At 64.1% G+C, this 15,107-nt stretch carries 14 protein-coding genes; 7 read left to right on the top strand and 7 right to left on the bottom strand.

All coding sequences use genetic code 11. The annotated features are described in order from the left end of the window. Position 1: 1 nt before the first annotated feature. The 4 genes from ku to lptB all read right to left on the bottom strand — a co-directional run bounded on the left by ku (position 2) and on the right by lptB (position 4,176). On the bottom strand, positions 2–919 hold the full coding sequence (gene ku / locus ABVV53_RS15475; protein ID WP_353985341.1) for a non-homologous end joining protein Ku: 918 nt from the start codon (positions 917–919) through the stop codon (positions 2–4). A gap of 72 nt (positions 920–991) precedes the next feature. After that, entirely contained in the window at positions 992–1,675 is a 684-nt protein-coding gene (locus ABVV53_RS15470) for an energy transducer TonB (RefSeq protein ID WP_353985340.1), read from the bottom strand. Between the two features lie 162 nt (positions 1,676–1,837). Further along, entirely contained in the window at positions 1,838–3,349 is a 1,512-nt protein-coding gene (rpoN, locus tag ABVV53_RS15465; protein WP_353985339.1) for an RNA polymerase factor sigma-54, read from the bottom strand. Between the two features lie 35 nt (positions 3,350–3,384). After that, on the bottom strand, positions 3,385–4,176 hold the full coding sequence (gene lptB, locus ABVV53_RS15460) for an LPS export ABC transporter ATP-binding protein (RefSeq protein WP_353985338.1): 792 nt from the start codon (positions 4,174–4,176) through the stop codon (positions 3,385–3,387). Positions 4,177–4,372: 196 nt separating this feature from the next. Between lptB and ABVV53_RS15455 the strand changes: the two genes are divergently transcribed. Beyond that, positions 4,373–4,756, top strand: a complete 384-nt coding sequence (locus ABVV53_RS15455) for a hypothetical protein (protein WP_353985337.1) — start codon at positions 4,373–4,375, stop codon at positions 4,754–4,756. Between the two features lie 127 nt (positions 4,757–4,883). Beyond that, positions 4,884–6,230, top strand: coding sequence for a TldD/PmbA family protein (locus ABVV53_RS15450; protein ID WP_353985336.1), 1,347 nt, complete (start codon positions 4,884–4,886; stop codon positions 6,228–6,230). 25 nt (positions 6,231–6,255) lie between these two features. On the opposite strand, the gene ABVV53_RS15445 is transcribed toward ABVV53_RS15450, so the two are convergent. From ABVV53_RS15445 to ABVV53_RS15435, 3 genes are all read right to left on the bottom strand, one after another. Then, on the bottom strand, positions 6,256–7,065 hold the full coding sequence (locus ABVV53_RS15445; RefSeq protein WP_353985335.1) for an SDR family NAD(P)-dependent oxidoreductase: 810 nt from the start codon (positions 7,063–7,065) through the stop codon (positions 6,256–6,258). A gap of 40 nt (positions 7,066–7,105) precedes the next feature. Continuing rightward, the gene (locus ABVV53_RS15440) at positions 7,106–7,858 is read right to left on the bottom strand and encodes an SDR family oxidoreductase (RefSeq protein ID WP_353985334.1); all 753 of its coding nucleotides are present in this window, start codon (positions 7,856–7,858) and stop codon (positions 7,106–7,108) included. 136 nt (positions 7,859–7,994) lie between these two features. After that, the gene (locus ABVV53_RS15435; protein WP_353985333.1) at positions 7,995–9,107 is read right to left on the bottom strand and encodes a helix-turn-helix transcriptional regulator; all 1,113 of its coding nucleotides are present in this window, start codon (positions 9,105–9,107) and stop codon (positions 7,995–7,997) included. A gap of 111 nt (positions 9,108–9,218) precedes the next feature. Here ABVV53_RS15435 and ABVV53_RS15430 point away from each other — a divergent pair, with 111 nt between their 5' ends. From ABVV53_RS15430 to ABVV53_RS15410, 5 genes are all read left to right on the top strand, one after another. Further along, positions 9,219–10,349, top strand: coding sequence for an LLM class flavin-dependent oxidoreductase (locus ABVV53_RS15430; RefSeq protein WP_353985332.1), 1,131 nt, complete (start codon positions 9,219–9,221; stop codon positions 10,347–10,349). Positions 10,350–10,351: 2 nt separating this feature from the next. After that, positions 10,352–11,548, top strand: coding sequence for a sulfotransferase family protein (locus ABVV53_RS15425; RefSeq protein WP_353985331.1), 1,197 nt, complete (start codon positions 10,352–10,354; stop codon positions 11,546–11,548). Between the two features lie 4 nt (positions 11,549–11,552). Beyond that, on the top strand, positions 11,553–12,362 hold the full coding sequence (locus ABVV53_RS15420; RefSeq protein WP_353985330.1) for a sugar phosphate isomerase/epimerase family protein: 810 nt from the start codon (positions 11,553–11,555) through the stop codon (positions 12,360–12,362). Beyond that, the gene (locus tag ABVV53_RS15415) at positions 12,343–13,602 is read left to right on the top strand and encodes a DUF1214 domain-containing protein (RefSeq protein WP_353985329.1); all 1,260 of its coding nucleotides are present in this window, start codon (positions 12,343–12,345) and stop codon (positions 13,600–13,602) included. Before ABVV53_RS15420 ends, ABVV53_RS15415 begins: the two co-directional genes overlap by 20 nt. 151 nt (positions 13,603–13,753) lie before the next feature. Next, positions 13,754–15,094, top strand: a complete 1,341-nt coding sequence (locus tag ABVV53_RS15410; RefSeq protein ID WP_353985328.1) for an MFS transporter — start codon at positions 13,754–13,756, stop codon at positions 15,092–15,094. Positions 15,095–15,107 lie beyond the last annotated feature (13 nt).

The following is a 15,107-nucleotide window of genomic DNA, read 5'->3' as shown; positions in this document are numbered from 1 at the left end:
GTCAGGCGCTCTTGCGTGTGCGGGACGATGAGGAAGAGGCCTTCGCCTTGCTGGCGCTCGCTTTCGCCGGGGCCTTCTTCGCAGGTGCCTTCTTGGCCGGCGCCTTCTTGGTCGCTGTGGTGGAGGTGTCGCTCGCGCCGACGGACTTCTTGAGAGCCGCCATAAGGTCGATCACGTTCGATCCCCGGTCGGCGCTTGGCTCCTCGACATCTTCCAGGATCTTCTTGCCCTTCGCCTTGGCCTTCTTCTCGACCAGCGCCCGAAGCGCATCGACATACCGGTCGCGGAATTCCTCAGGTTCGAAAGCTGCGCTCTTCTTCTCGATCAGCGTTGTCGCTAGGTCGAGCAGATCGTCCGTAGGCGTCTCGTCCGGAATCTCATCGAAATAGCTCTGCGCCTGGCGCACTTCGTCCGCATAGCGCAGCGTCTCAAGCACGATGCCCTTGCCGCAGGGTCGCAGGCTGACCAGCTGCTCACGCCCGCGCACCGAAAGCTGGCCCAACGCGATCTTCTTCGTCTTCCGCAGAGCTTCGCGCAGGACGATGAACGCCTCATCCGCCAGGTCGTCGGCGGGAACGACGTAGTAAGGTTTTTCGAAGTAGAAGACGTCGATCTCGTGCTGGTCGACGAATTGCACCAGTTCCAACGTTTTGCGGCTCTCGATCTTGACCGCTTCGATCTCCTCGTCTTCCAGCAAAACGAAGTTGCCCTTTGACAACTCGTAGCCCTTTACGATTTCGTCGCGGTCGACCGGGCCGATCCCCTGAACCACCTTCTCATACTTGATAGGCTTGCCCGAAGGCTCATGAATCTGACGGAAGCTGATGGCCGCGCCCGATTTCGTCGCCGCGTAGATTTCTACGGGGATCGATACCAGCGCCAGCCGGATCTGTCCCTGCCAGTACGCACGCGCCGCCATGTCACTCGCTCCTGTCTTCGCGAGTCCATAGCTCGCGAGGGGCGGCCGGGTTCCCGAGCCGCCCTCGCGCAACTAGTCCTCCGGTATGACCCAGCGGATCGAGCCAGCGTAAGTTCCGCGAACTCGCGCGCCGGAGGCATCCACCGCCGGCTCGAAGCGCGCCCGGCGTGAAACATGCCGGCAGGTCGCCACGTCCAGTTCGTTGAAGCCGCTGGAGCCCGTGACCCGGCAGTCCGCCACTCTGCCGTCGGCGCCGACAGTCAGTTCGAAGCGCACAGTGCCCCGCTCACCCCGGCGCAGCGCCGCCGTCGGGTAGTCGTCGGTGCTTACCCACAGGCCAGGATCGTTGCGAGGACGGGCAGATTGGGCGTTGCGGACGAGCGTATCAGAAGCATTGGAAGCCATCGGAATGGGCACCTCCAGCGGCAGAGTTGAAGGCAATACAAGCGGCGGAAGCGTTGATGTCGGCAACGGTTCGAGCCGCACGTGGCGGTTGGGCACCGTCATCATGACGGATGCGCTCGCAGGCTGCGCTGCACTTGTCGCAGGCGCCTGCTCAGGTGGAGGCTGCTTAGGCGGCGGCGGCGGCGCCGCCTCTATGGGTATGTTACGCCCTTGCAGGACGGTGACGGCATCGTTGACGAAATCCACATTGAGCCCGGTAACAAGGGCGTAGAGCGCCAGGCAGTGCAGACCGGCAACAGCCACAACGACCGCTGTCCTCGTCTTGTCCGGCGTCCTCTGGGCGTATGCCATAGGGACATCCTCTCCATGCCGAAGCTTCTCAACTTGCGGAAGTCCGCAAGGGAGCCTCGATCTACAGAGAAGCTATCACGAATTCGCGACGAGCAAACTGCTTTTTACTAAGCAAGACAAGCATTCAGGCGCAGCTAATATAAGTTAAGGATGCCTGGCGCCCTATCGCACGGCGGCAAGTGCTTTCTGCCGCCGCCGCTGGACCGAACTACCAAGTCCGATCGCTTCCCGGTATTTCGCCACAGTACGCCGTGCGAGGTCGTAGCCCTGGGCCTTGAGCAGATCCACAAGAGCGTCGTCGGAAAGAATGGCCTTTGGATCTTCGGCGTCTATCAAGCGCCGGATTGCCGCCTTCACCGCCTCTGCCGAGACCCCCTCCCCACCGGCGGTCGCGATGCCGGAGGTGAAGAAATACTTCAGTTCGAATGTACCGCGTGCGCAATGCAGGTATTTGCTCGAAGTGACTCGGCTGACTGTCGATTCGTGCATGCCGATGGCTTCAGCGATGGCGCGTAAAGTCAGCGGTTTCAGATGCGAGACGCCGTGACGGAAGAATCCTTGCTGCTGGCGGACAAGTTCGCCGGCGACTTTCAGGATGGTTTTCTGCCGCTGGTCCAACGCCTTGATCAGCCAGTTCGCATCCGACAGCTTCTCCGTCAGCCACCCGCGCGAAGCCTTGTCGGCGCAGCCGCCCTTGAGCTCGAGGTAGTAGCGACGATTGACAATCAGCCGCGGCAACGTTGCTTCGTTCAGCGTGATCGTCCAGTCGCCAGCGGCACCCGGCTCGACGAGGACGTCCGGCACCACTGCCCCGCTGCTCTCCCCACCGAAGCGCAAGCCGGGCTTGGGATCATAGCTGCGCAGCTCGCTCAGCATCTCCGCGAAGTCTTCCTCGTCCACCCCGCACAGCCGCCGAAGCCGCGCGAATTCGCCTCGGGCAACGAGATCGAGATTGTCAATGAGGCGCACCATGCACGGATCGTAGCGGTCCGCCTCGCGAGCCTGCAGGGCGATGCACTCCGATAGCGTCCGCGCTCCGACGCCTGTAGGATCGAGCGACTGGACCAATGCCAGTGCCCGCTCACTCTCGACCAGCGGCACGCCGAGATCACTGCAGACCTCGCGCAGAGTCACGGGCAGGTAGCCGGTCTCGTCCAGCAGCCCGATGATGTATCGCGCCAGGAAAGCACTGTGGGCATCGGGTGCAACGAGTCCGATTTGCGCCTCGAGGTGTTCCACCAGAGTTTCGCCGTGGCTGCCGCGTTCGTCGATGGCGGGCCCCTCTTCGCCCCCACCCCGCAGATCGCTGCCCCAGGCGCTATCCGCCACCTGTACGGTGACGCCGTCTCCTGTCTCTCGCTCTGGTGCCGCAGTCACAGGATCTATGTCGAGCGGGCGATCGTCAGCGGCGCGGCCTTCGCCAATCAACCGGTCAACCGATGAGGCCTCCAGCGTCGTGCGGCGCACGTCCGGCTCAGGCGGGGCCTCGAACGAGTTGGATCGCTCCCCGGCATCTCCGCCCACGTCGAGCAGCGGATTAGCAGCCAGCGCGTCGCCGATGAAGGATTCTATTTCGAGGTTCGACAACGCCAGCAGCTTGATCGCCTGCTGAAGCTGCGGTGTCATCACCAGTGACTGGGTCTGCCTGAGGTCCAGGCGCGGTCCCAACGCCAAGGTTCAGCTCTCCGCAGCCCATCCCGGATGGGCACTCACAGCGTGAAGCCTTCGCCAAGGTAAAGGCGCCGCACGTTCTCGTCAGCTACCAGTGCCGTAGGGCTGCCGGCGAACAAGACCTGGCCACCGTAAATGATGCAGGCACGGTCGACGATATCGAGCGTTTCGCGCACGTTGTGGTCTGTGATGAGAACTCCGATGCCGCGTGTCTTCAAATCCCTTACGAGGTCACGAATGTCGGAGATCGAGAGCGGATCGATACCGGCAAAAGGCTCGTCCAGCAGCATGATCGAAGGCTTCGCGGCCAAGGCGCGCGCAATTTCACAGCGCCGCCGCTCACCACCCGAGAGGGCCATCGCCGGGCTCGACCGCAAGCGGGCCAGACCGAACTCGTCGAGCAGCCGTTCCAGCTCGGCAGCGCGTACGGCCTTGTCGGGCTCCATCAGCTCCAGCACGGCGCCGATGTTCTGCTCGACCGTCAGACCGCGGAAGATCGAGGTTTCCTGCGGCAGGTAACCGAGGCCAAGGATGGCGCGCCGATACATCGGTAGCCGCGTGACATCGACGCCGTCCATCAGGATTCGACCCGAATCGGGACGTACGAGCCCCATGATCGAATAGAAGCACGTCGTCTTGCCCGCGCCGTTTGGCCCCAGCAGACCCAGCACTTCGCCTTTCGCAACCGACAGAGAGATATCGGTCAGGACCGCGCGCTTGTCGTAGCTCTTGGCGATCGAGATCACCTCAAGGCCGCCATTCGCCGCCAGCGACGCGGCATCGACGGCGTCCGGCGTGGCTGTCTGGGTGGTTTCAACAGGCTCGGTCATCCCGATGCGGTTTAGGGAACGGCTCTGGCCCAAGCAAGGCGGCATTTGGCGGGTGGCTTAACAAGACCACCCGGCAGCGCTGCCCACCAGAGCAACCCCTCCAGTTGCAATTATCGGAACCCCGCTTGAACAATCTGCAATTTGGTGATTTACTATCATTACAGTTGTATGACCGCGCGCAATGAGAGGACGCCGGATGGACAAGTTCACACGAGCCAGTGCCTACATGCACGCCGAAGCGAGGCAGACGACAGCGGACTGGCGCCGCCGCATGAGCGACCATATCGCTTACGCCTTGCTGGTCTATACCGCGCTCCAGATCTTCGTGACCATCGGTGCTCTGAAGTCCGAAAGCGAGTCGCTGCTGCCATACCTGGCGCTGGTCATGCTTGTCGTGGCTATCATCCCGGCTTGCCGGCGCTTTGAAAATCGCTGGAACCGCCTGAGCGACGATCAGGCCCATGATCCGGCGCTTGCCCCTGCTTACAAACGCGATCGAGCCGCTCTGTGGCTGCTCGCGATCGGCCTGCCTTTCGCGCTCACCGGCTTGCTCAAAGGTCTGGCACACTTCTTCGCCTGATAGCGCCGTTCTTTTCCTCCGAACGGCCGCTGTCCCCATCCCGATGATTGCCCTCGCGCTTGTGCGCGCCTAGTTCGAGGCCGCGCCGCATCGCCGATTTCGGCGCGCACGAGGAGATCAATTTCGCATGCTCAGCCCCCAAGCCGCCACTGACCGCGCCGCAGACCTCGTCGCCCGCGCGAAGGTCGCAGGAGCAGATGCGGCCGACGCCGTCTATGTCGCCAGCGCGTCGGAGGGCATTCAGGTGCGTCTTGGCCGTCTCGAAGACGTCGAGCGCTCTGAAGGCGAGCAGATCGGCTTGCGAGTTTTCGTCGGCAATCGCTCGGCCAGCATCGGCTCGTCCGATCTCACCCCCGCGGCTCTCAACGAGCTTGCTGAGCGAGCAGTCGCCATGGCCCGCGCTGCGCCCGAGGATCGCTTCGCCGGCCTTGCTCCTCAGGACATGCTCGCGCAGGGGCCCTTCCCCGATTTCGACGCTTTCGATCCCGTCGATCCCGGTGCCGAGACCTTGCGAGCCGTTGCCGAGGAAGCAGAGGAAGCCGCTCGCGCCGTCGCCGGTGTTACCAACTCGGACGGCGCCAGCGCCAGCGCCGGGTTCAGCGTCTTCGCGCTTGCCACCAGCCACGGCTTCGCGGGCGGATACCATGGCTCCAGCCACTCCGTCAGCGCCAGCGTCGTCGCCGGCGAAGGCGCCGAAAAGCAGCGCGACTCGGCGTGGCGGCATACTCGCCACCGCGCCGACTTGCCCTCGCCTGCGGAGATCGGCACGCTCGCAGGTGACCGCGCCGTCGCGCGCTTGAAGCCGGCGCGCGTGCGCAGCGGTCAAATGCCGGTGGTTTTCGATCCACGCGTATCGAGCAGCATCGTCGGGCACCTGATCGGCGCGATGTCGGGCGGCGCGATTGCGCGGCGCAGCAGCTTCCTGCTCGACAAGCTGGACGCGCAACTGTTCGATCCGTCGCTTCTCATTGTCGATGATCCGCATAAGCCGCGCGGCGTCCGGTCGCGGCCTTTCGACGGGGAGGGGCTTCCCACCAGCCCACGCAATCTGGTCGAGAATGGGCGCCTGACCGGCTGGCTCATGGACAGCGCTGCGGCGCGCCAACTTGGCGGAGTGCCTACCGGCCATGCCGTGCGCGGCAGCGGCGGCGCGCCCGGCATCTCCGTCGGCAACGTGCATCTCGCCGCTGGCGCTGTGACCCGCGAGGCTCTGATCGCCGACATTCGGGAAGGCATTCTGGTGACCGAACTCATCGGCCAAGGCGTCAATGGTGTGACGGGCGACTACAGCCGGGGGGCGAGCGGCTTCCGCATCGTCGACGGCGTGATTGCCGGACCGGTTGCTGAGTTCACCGTAGCCGGCAATCTCCTCGCCATGTTCGCGCAGATGACCCCGGCCAACGACCTGGAATGGCATCGCCCGATCAACGTGCCGACGCTGCGGATCGACGGCATGACCGTGGCCGGGGATTAAAGCCTAAGGGTAGAAGCGGGCGCTCTCAGGTCTCGTCGGTGTTCACGCTTGCGATGCCCGGGCGCTCCGCCCCCATCCCTGAGAAACCTATGCAGTAGCCGCCATCGACGGGCAGTACCGTGCCGGTGACATAGGCGGATTCGTCACTGGCGAAGAACAGCGCCGCGTTGGCGATGTCCTCTGCGAGTCCCCACCGGCCCATCGGTATGCCCGCCAGCAGGGGGAAGTCGTCGGGCGGCGTGTCATGGGTCTTCGAGGCTTCAACCAGGCCGGTCCACATCGTGCCCGGAGCAATCGCATTCACGCGGATATTCTTGTCGGAATAGTCCAGCGCGGCTGCCTTGGTGAGCTGATTCACGCCCGCCTTGGCCGCGCCGTAAACGCTGTGGTGCTTCCAGCCGACCACGGCCGAGGCCGAGGTCGTGTTCACGATCGAACCACCGCCGGTCTTCAGCATCGAGATCACGCCGTACTTGATGCCCAGGAACGCGCCGCGGATGTTCGTGCCATGCACTTTGTCCCACGTTTCGGCGGTCTGCTTGTGCAGCGGCGCCATCGGGCCGCCGAACCCGGCATTGTTGCACAGCACGTCGAGCCGGCCGAACGTATCTTCGGCTTTGGCGATCATCGCCTGCACGTCATCCTCGTCCGAAACGTCGCAGCGGACGCCGACCGCGCCGTTGCCGAGATTTGCCGCGACCTCGTCCTGCTTGCCTGAGATGTCTGCCAGCACGAGCTTGGCGCCTTGCGCGCTGAACAGCTCTGCCATGGCCTTGCCCATGCCCGAACCCGCGCCGGTGATGACGGCGACTTTGCCCTCCAGCCTTCTAGCCACGCCTGCTTCTCCCTTGTTCCGTTCCGTCTAGTGCGCGTCCTTAGGCGCTCGCGTCGATCGTCGGGCGCACCGTGATTTCCGAGATGTTGGCACGGCGCGGCATCGAGAGCATGAAGACGATCGTCTCGCCGATGTCGCGCGGCTTCACGGCGCCTTCCTTTGTGACATGCTGCTGGATCGCCGTGCGCCAGTTGGGGTCCTTGATGCTGTCGCCCACTTCGGTCTCGGTCGCGCCGGGCATCAGGGTGCATACGCGGATATTCCGGCCGCCAAGTTCCTGCCGCATCCCGTCCGTCATGAAATTCACGGCGTGCTTGCTGGCCGAATACGCGCTCGTCATCGGACCACCTTTGCGCCCGGCCAGTGAGGAGATCGTGATGATATCGCCCACGCCTTGCTCCAGCATGTGCGGCACGGCTTCGGCGCAGGTGTAGACGGTGCCCATCAGATTGATGTCCATAACTTGGCGGTATGTTTCCGTGTCGCAGTTCTCGATACCGCCCGCCTGCATGACGCCCGCTGAGTTGACGAGAATGTCGATGCGACCGAACGCCGCCACCGTTTCTGCCACGGCCCGGCGGGCATCGGCCTCGACGGCCATGTCGCCAGGGATTGCCAGGGCTTTGCCGCCCATGCCCTCGATTGTCTCGACCAAGCCTGCAAGACGCTCGGCCCTCCGGGCCGACATCGCCACGCTGGCGCCGGCTTCAGCCAGGCACAGGGCCGTCGCCTCGCCGATGCCTGAGCTTGCGCCGGTCACGAGCGCGACTTTGCCTTCTAGCGTTTCCGCCATGCTTTCACATCCTCTTCGATCGTGCTCGCCCACTTGCGACGCGGGCCCCGAAAGTATCCAATCGGTGGCCGCTCAGCATGGCAGTGTCAAGACCGACGCTGAACACCCGTTCAAATCTGACGCTTGGCGTATACCATCACGCGATCACCAGCACGCTGCGATGAATGAAACGGACGAGATCCGCCTGCCCCCGCGCGCCCGTCTTGGCGTAGATTCGCTTGGAATAAGTGCGCGCAGATTCCACCGTGAGGCCCAATTCCACGGCGGCTTCGGAGATCGACATACCCCGGCTCAGCGCCAGCGCCAGCCGCGCCTCGCTGGGCGCGAGATCGAAGAGCTGGCCCAACTGGTCACAGCGGTCGGCCGAGGACCAGTTGTCCGCATGCACATAGGCGATGACTGCGGGCGCCGCGCGCATCGTTCCCACTCGTTCGGCCGAGGGAACCAGCAGCAGGTCAAGCCACGGCTCTCGACTCAACACAATGGCGCGTGGCCGGGCCAAGGGATTGCCGAGTAAGTCGGCCACGGCTGCACTGATCTCCTTGCGCAACTCAGGGCTGCGCGCGGTCAGTCTACCATCCTTGCCCCGCGCAAGCGTAGCGCTGCCCGCCAGGAGCTCGGCCCCGCTGTAGTCAGTATCGAGGATGCGCCCTTGGGCATCCAGCGTGACCCAGCCGAAGTTCATCCGCCGGATCGCTTCTGTAGCCACCGATGCGCTCATCCGCTCTCGCTCGAGCGCGACATGGGCGCGCATCGCCGCGCGCAAATAGGGTGCAAGGTCTGCCAGCAACGCATCCACGTCCGCGCCGAAGTTGCTCTGCGGGTGAGTGATCGTAATCCAGCCGCTCACGCCGCCCGCTTCCGCCACGCGAATCATGCGCATGTGGCTCATGCCGCTCGGCACCAGCAACTGGCTGATGTACTCGCGATGGGAGGGATCATCGATCTGCAGCAGCTCATCGAGCGGATAGACCCGGCCCTCCACCATGTCGTGGTAGGGCATCGGGTCGAGGCGCTGGAGTTCCTCGCGAAAGCGAAGGGACACCGGGGCAGGCCACGGCTCGCCGGCGTAGAGGTGGACCACTCGCGCGTCAGGCGTGCCGAAAGGCAATGGGCGGAAAACAAGGCTGGCGTAATGCGCCCCCACGCGATCCTTCAGCCGGTGCAGGAACACCGACCACGGCGGGACCTCCACCAAGCCCGCAATAAGCGGCTCGACCAGCGCGGCAGCATCGTCTCCGGAAAGCATAGTTCTATCCCCATATGGGAATTTGCCTGAGCCGTCCGGTAGACCACAAACGGCTGCGAGACAATCGCGCCCGAAGCCAAGAGGCGCGGATCAGGAGAGGATGCCGCCCCTATGCCCTTGGACATGCCCGTGCAGCCCGCCGCCTTCCTGCGCACCACGCTGCCGCTCGGTATTGGCACGGTGGGTGAGTACGACACGGGCCGCTATCACTCGATCTGGCTGCCCGACCACATGGTGAGCTTCTGGCCGGATTCGATCTGGACGCCCGAGTTCACCGACCTCGCCAAAGCCAGCCCCAGCCCGCACCGTCATCTCGACGGCATGGCGGTAGCGGCGGCCGCCGCAGTGCTGACCAAGAACACGCCGCTGGCGACGACCGTGATCGATACCGTGCGCCGCCACCCCTCGCTACTGGCGCAATCGGCCCTGACAATCAGCCATTTGAGCAAGGGCCGCTTCATTCTCGGCCTTGGCTCAGGCGAGTTGGAGAACACGGTGCCTTATGGGTTCGACTTCAAGAAGCCGGTCAGCCGGTTCGAGGAGTCGATCAAGGTCATCAAGATGCTGTGGCATTCCGACGGCCCGGTCGACTTCGAGGGCGAGTTCTACAAGCTGGAGCACGCGCGGCTCGATACCGAGCTTTATGACGGCAAGGCTCCGGAGATCTGGACGGGTGCGGCCGGCCCTCGGATGCTCGGCATCACTGGCCGCGAGGCAGACGGCTGGTGGCCGGCCGGCTCCTATACGCCCGAGGATTACGCCGCCAAACTCAAGACCATCCTCAACGCAGGCGAGGCGGCGGGGCGCGACATGAGCCACTTCACCCCCGCGCTCACCCAAATCGCTCTGATCGGCGAAGAGGACGAGATAGCCGAGATGCTCAAGCAGCCGATGGTCAAGTCGATCATCGCCATGCTGAACGCCAAGGACGTGGCGCAGTTCGGCTACAAGCACCCGATGGGGCCTGAGTGGCACGGCATCATGGACTTCGATCCCCATATCCTCACGCGTGAGCGGATGATTCAGTTCTGCGAGGATCTCGACACGCAGATGATCCGTGACATCTTCCCGGTCGGCACGCCAAAACAGGTCGCGGCGAAGATCAAGGGCTTCGCCGACGCCGGGATGCGCGTTTACAAGCTGATGGAGTACGGCGCGATGGGGGGAATTCGCTTCAGCGACAACTCGGCGGCCAAAGTCCGCGAGACCGAGGACGAGATCCAGCAGCTGGTGGCGGGCTGACGATGGCAACGACAGCAATACATACCACCGCCGGCGGCCAGTTGGTGGCCGAAGCGCTCCTCGAACGCGCCAGAACCGAAAGCGGTTTGTCAGACTGGGGGGATGACAGTTTTCCCGAACGGCTCGCCAAGGCCGTTGCATACATCAACACCATCGCGATGGACGAAGCGGGGCGTGAGGCCGCTGCGCAGAACATCCACTGGCTGCTGACCGACCGGTTGCAGTTCTTTCAGGACCGGAAGGACTACCCGCTGGCGGGCGAGGCGATCGACCGGCCGATGTTCGCCACTGGCGAGCCGCGATCGGGCACCACGCTGATGCACGCGCTGATGAGCGTCGATCCCGATGCGCGAGCCTTGCGCTTCTGGGAAGTCATGCATCCCTCCCCACCGCCCGGCACCGTCGAGGGCGAAGACCCGCGCCGGGCGCTTGCCGACGACGAGTGGCGCGAAATCAACGCCAAGATGTGGAAGTGGCTGCACTGCCACCCTTACAACGATATGCTGGGCGAGGGCCTTCCCGAGGACGAGCGCTGCTGGGCCATAGACTTCCGCGTCATGACTCCCACCGGCTGGTGGCGCGTGCCGATGCAGAGTCTCTCGCTGGGCCTGCCGAGCGACCCGGTCGCGCAATACCGCATCCACAAGGCGATGCTGCAGGCATTCCAATACAATCGCCCGAAGAAGTATTGGGTACTCAAGGGCTTCCACACCACGCGGCTGGAAGCGTTCTTCGACGCCTATCCCGATGCCACGCTGGTCTGGCTACATCGCGATCCCGTCATGGTAGCGGCAAGCTCGACGATGATGATGTCGGACATCATGGAGGGGATCGTCGGTCCGATCGACCTCGTCAAGGAAGCACGCATGCATGTCGAGCGCGTCCGCACGTCGATTGCGAACACGATGTCGCACCCTATGGTCAACGATCCGCGCATCTATCACGTGCTGTATCACGACTTCGTGCGTGACCCGATCGGCACCGTCCGCGGCTACTACGACTTCGCCGGGCGTGCCCTCACGCCTCAGGCCGAGGCAGCGATGCGCGACTATCTCGCCAACAACAAGGGCGACCGGCACGGCAAGTTCCATTACTCGACGCAAGTGCTGGTGGATGCCGGCTACAGCATCGACGCGCTCAACGAGGAGTTCCGGCCATTCCGCGAGCGCTTCCACGTGCCGATCGAAGTGCGCAAGTAAGCCCATGCACCCGCGCGTCTGCCTCCACCAGGTCGCGTTCATGGGGCAAAGCACGACCGCCTTCGTCGCGTTCTGCCGCGAGGCGGGCATCGGCTGGATGACCATGGTCAACCCGCACTTGCTGGGCCCCGGCGTGCTCGACGAGGCCGAGGCGGCGCTGGCGCCCGGCGGCCCCCGGCCGATGACGCTCAACCAGCCCTTCGCCCAATTCCCGGACATCGAGCGTGACACCGGCGAAGCGGCCAAGCGCCTGAACGAAGCCATCGAAGCCGCGGCACGGCTGAGCGCGCCGCAGCTCTACATCGTCACCGGCGGGCGCGGCTCGCTCGACTGGGAGGACGCCGCGCAGCGTCTCACGAGGCTGATCGCCCCCTGCCGTGAGTTGGCGGAAGCACGCGGCGTGCGGCTGTTGGTGGAGAACGCCAACCCGTTCAATGCGGACATCCATATCGCCCACACCATCGAGGACACCGTGCGTTTGGCCGAGATGGCCGATATCGGCGTGTGCATCGATCTCGGGGCATGCTGGTACGAAGGCGACCTCAAGGCCAAGTTCACCCGCGCCATGCCGCTGACGCATCTCGTGCAAGTCAGCGACTACGTGCTCGGCGATCGCAGCACCCCTTCGCGCGCGGTGCCCGGAGACGGCGCAGTGCCGCTGGAGCGCCAGATCGGGTGGCTGCTCGAAGCTGGCTATGAGGGCGTCTTCGATCTCGAACTGGTCGGGCCAAGAATTGAGAGCGAAGGCGCGGCAGGAGCCTCGCGGCGGGCGGCCGAGAACCTTTCGGAAATCCTTGAACGACTGGGAGCCTGACGACATGGCCTATGGAGACGGACCTGCCGACGCGGAGCTCAAGGCAGCCTGGGAGCGCTTCTGCGACCGGCTGAAGGAAGCCGGCTCTTACGCCTTCAAGGACGTCAACCCGCCCGCGCCGATTCACCGCGCCGACGGGTTCCGGTTCCTGACCCAGAACCTTGGCCAAGCCTTCGACCTCGCCCTGGAAACGCGCGACCCGGCATTCCCGCAGATCCACTACTTCACCACGCCGACGATGAAGCTGGGCGGAGACGTGGCCGACTTCACCTATCGCCAAGCCTGGATCTCGGGCGAGCACACGTATCGCATCACCGGCAAGCGCGGCGCCGCGCGCTGGCTCAACATCACAGTTCAGGGTCCCAAGCCGGACAAGATCCCCGGTACCGACTACCCTCCGCTGCACGAACCGTTCGGCGACATCCCCGAGGCCAATATCCTGGGCTCGCAGCTCCAGACCGATGCCGAAGGCTGGTTCGAACTGTTCATCGGGGGCGAGGAGCGCAGCGGCAACTGGCTCCCGACCACGCCCGGCAGCCGCAAGCTGTTCATCCGCGAGGCTTTCGACGCGTGGAGTGAAACGCCAACCCACCTGACCATCGAGCGCGTCGGCATGGCCGAGCCGCGCCCGATGGCCAGCCCTGCGCAGATGATGGAGGCATTCGGCTGGGCCGGTGACTTCGTGACCGGCCTGATGCAGCAGTGGCCGGAACACTCCTGGATGACCTCGGGCGGGGTCTGCGATCCCGACCAGCGCAACCAGTTCCCCGCCGACAAGTCCGCCGACACCGCCGACGATGCCAAGCGCGGTCGCATGGCGGCCCACATGATCTGGCGGCTCCAGCTGGACGAGGCGCTGATCGTCGAGATGCCCTTCCACGACGGCTTCTGGATCTTCGGCATGGGCGGGCCTTTCGTGGGCTCGATGGACTTCCTCCACCGCCCCACCAGCTACACCCCGGCGCGTACCAAGGTCGACAGCGATGCCGTGGTTCGCTTTGTCCTCAGCCATGACAACCCCGGCGTTCACAACTGGCTCGATACGCAGGGCTTCAGTGACGGCAACCTGACGTACCGCAACCTGATGAGCCGCAACCCCGCAACTTTCCGCACCATGCTGGTCCCCCGCGCCGAGGTGATGGATCACTTGCCCGCGGACACGGCGATGGTGACGCCCCAAGAACGCAGCGCGATGCTGCTGGAGCGCTACCGCGCGATCAAGCAGCGCTTCGGGATCTGACGGCGAGCCATTCCGCTGCTGCACTGTCGGGGCATGGCCAAGCGCCGTCGCAGAACTTATCGCCTTTTTCGGGGGCGCTCTGCGACGGGTGTCGTCCAGCGCCGGATGCGTTATTCGGCATCTCGATACGTGATGAGGATTGCACGCAGCGATGAAGCACGAAGAAGTAGCCGATCTGCCTTACTTGCGCAGAGTGGTGGGGGCCTCGATGGCCGGAACCGTGGTCGAATGGTATGAGTTCTTCCTCTATGGCACAGCCGCGACTCTTGTTTTCGGCAAGCTCTTTTTCCCCCAGACCGGCAACGAACTCGACGGAATCATAGCCGCGTTCGCCACCTATGCCGTCGGCTTCATAGCGCGACCCTTGGGCGGCATCGTCTTTGGACACATCGGCGACAAGATCGGGCGAAAGTCGCTGCTTCAGTTCAGCCTCGTTATGATTGGTGTGTCGACCTTCCTGATGGGTTGCCTCCCGACGTTCGGCAGCATCGGTTACTGGGCGCCCGTGCTGCTCGTGCTTCTTCGCTTCATCCAAGGCTTTGCTCTTGGGGGCGAATGGGGCGGCGCGATCCTTCTTGTCGCGGAACACAGCCCCAACAAGAGCCGGGCGTTCTGGGGCAGCTTCCCCCAGGCAGGCGTTCCGCTTGGCAACGTCTTGGCCACGATCGTGCTACTGGTGCTTTCCGCTACATTGTCGGAAGCGAGTTTCCTGCAGTGGGGTTGGCGCATCGGCTTCTGGCTGTCGGTCGTTATCGTCGGCATCGGCTACTATATCCGCACCCAAGTGGCAGACTCGCCGGTCTTCGAAGCCGCCAAAGCCGAAGCCGAGCAGAACGCGCACGAAGGTTACGGCCTTACAGAGGTCTTCCGCCGCTACCCTCGTGGGGTGTTCACCGCGATGGGGCTGCGGGTGGGCGAGAACATCCTCTATTACATGGTCGTCACCTTCTCGATCACGTACCTTGCTCACATCGGGGTGGATACGACAGAGATCCTGACGCTGCTATTCTGCGCGCACATCCTGCACTTCCTGGTCATTCCGCCGATCGGGACGCTCGCCGACCGCATCGGGCGCAAGCCAGTCTATATCGCGGGAGCGGCGCTCACGATGGCCTGGCCTTTTGCGGCTTTTCCGATGTTTGGAAGCGGAAGCGCCCTTATCGTGCTGGGCGCGATCTTCATGGGCATGATCGTACACGCGCTGATGTACGCGCCGCAGCCGGCGATCATGGCCGAAATGTTCCCCACTCGGATGCGCTACTCCGGCGTGTCGCTCGGCTACCAGGTCACTGCCATCGTCGCGGGTTCATGGGCGCCTTTGGTCGGGACCGCGTTGCTACGCGAGTATGACGACTGGCTGCCGATCGCGTTCTACATCCTTGCTGCGGGCGCAGTCAGCCTCGGGTCGGCACTCCTCATGATCGAGAGCAAGGGCATATCGCTTGTGGCCATCGACCAGGAGGACCGAAGGCGCCTCGGCGGAGCAGGGTGACGGCGGTGGCGCG

This window comes from Novosphingobium kalidii (assembly GCF_040534015.1).
Taxonomy (GTDB): Bacteria; Pseudomonadota; Alphaproteobacteria; order Sphingomonadales; family Sphingomonadaceae; genus Novosphingobium; species Novosphingobium kalidii.
This window is presented reverse-complemented; position numbering and strand designations above follow the sequence as displayed.

What these genes read in the sequence shown, in the direction of transcription:
- ku (WP_353985341.1), bottom strand. Translation starts at nt 919, where the DNA reads ATGGCGGCGCGTGCGTACTGGCAGGGACAGATCCGGCTGGCGCTGGTA.
- ABVV53_RS15470 (WP_353985340.1), bottom strand. Translation starts at nt 1,675, where the DNA reads ATGGCATACGCCCAGAGGACGCCGGACAAGACGAGGACAGCGGTCGTT.
- lptB (WP_353985338.1), bottom strand. Translation starts at nt 4,176, where the DNA reads ATGACCGAGCCTGTTGAAACCACCCAGACAGCCACGCCGGACGCCGTC.
- ABVV53_RS15455 (WP_353985337.1), top strand. Translation starts at nt 4,373, where the DNA reads ATGGACAAGTTCACACGAGCCAGTGCCTACATGCACGCCGAAGCGAGG.
- ABVV53_RS15450 (WP_353985336.1), top strand. Translation starts at nt 4,884, where the DNA reads ATGCTCAGCCCCCAAGCCGCCACTGACCGCGCCGCAGACCTCGTCGCC.
- ABVV53_RS15440 (WP_353985334.1), bottom strand. Translation starts at nt 7,858, where the DNA reads ATGGCGGAAACGCTAGAAGGCAAAGTCGCGCTCGTGACCGGCGCAAGC.
- ABVV53_RS15435 (WP_353985333.1), bottom strand. Translation starts at nt 9,107, where the DNA reads ATGCTTTCCGGAGACGATGCTGCCGCGCTGGTCGAGCCGCTTATTGCG.
- ABVV53_RS15430 (WP_353985332.1), top strand. Translation starts at nt 9,219, where the DNA reads ATGCCCTTGGACATGCCCGTGCAGCCCGCCGCCTTCCTGCGCACCACG.
- ABVV53_RS15425 (WP_353985331.1), top strand. Translation starts at nt 10,352, where the DNA reads ATGGCAACGACAGCAATACATACCACCGCCGGCGGCCAGTTGGTGGCC.
- ABVV53_RS15420 (WP_353985330.1), top strand. Translation starts at nt 11,553, where the DNA reads ATGCACCCGCGCGTCTGCCTCCACCAGGTCGCGTTCATGGGGCAAAGC.
- ABVV53_RS15410 (WP_353985328.1), top strand. Translation starts at nt 13,754, where the DNA reads ATGAAGCACGAAGAAGTAGCCGATCTGCCTTACTTGCGCAGAGTGGTG.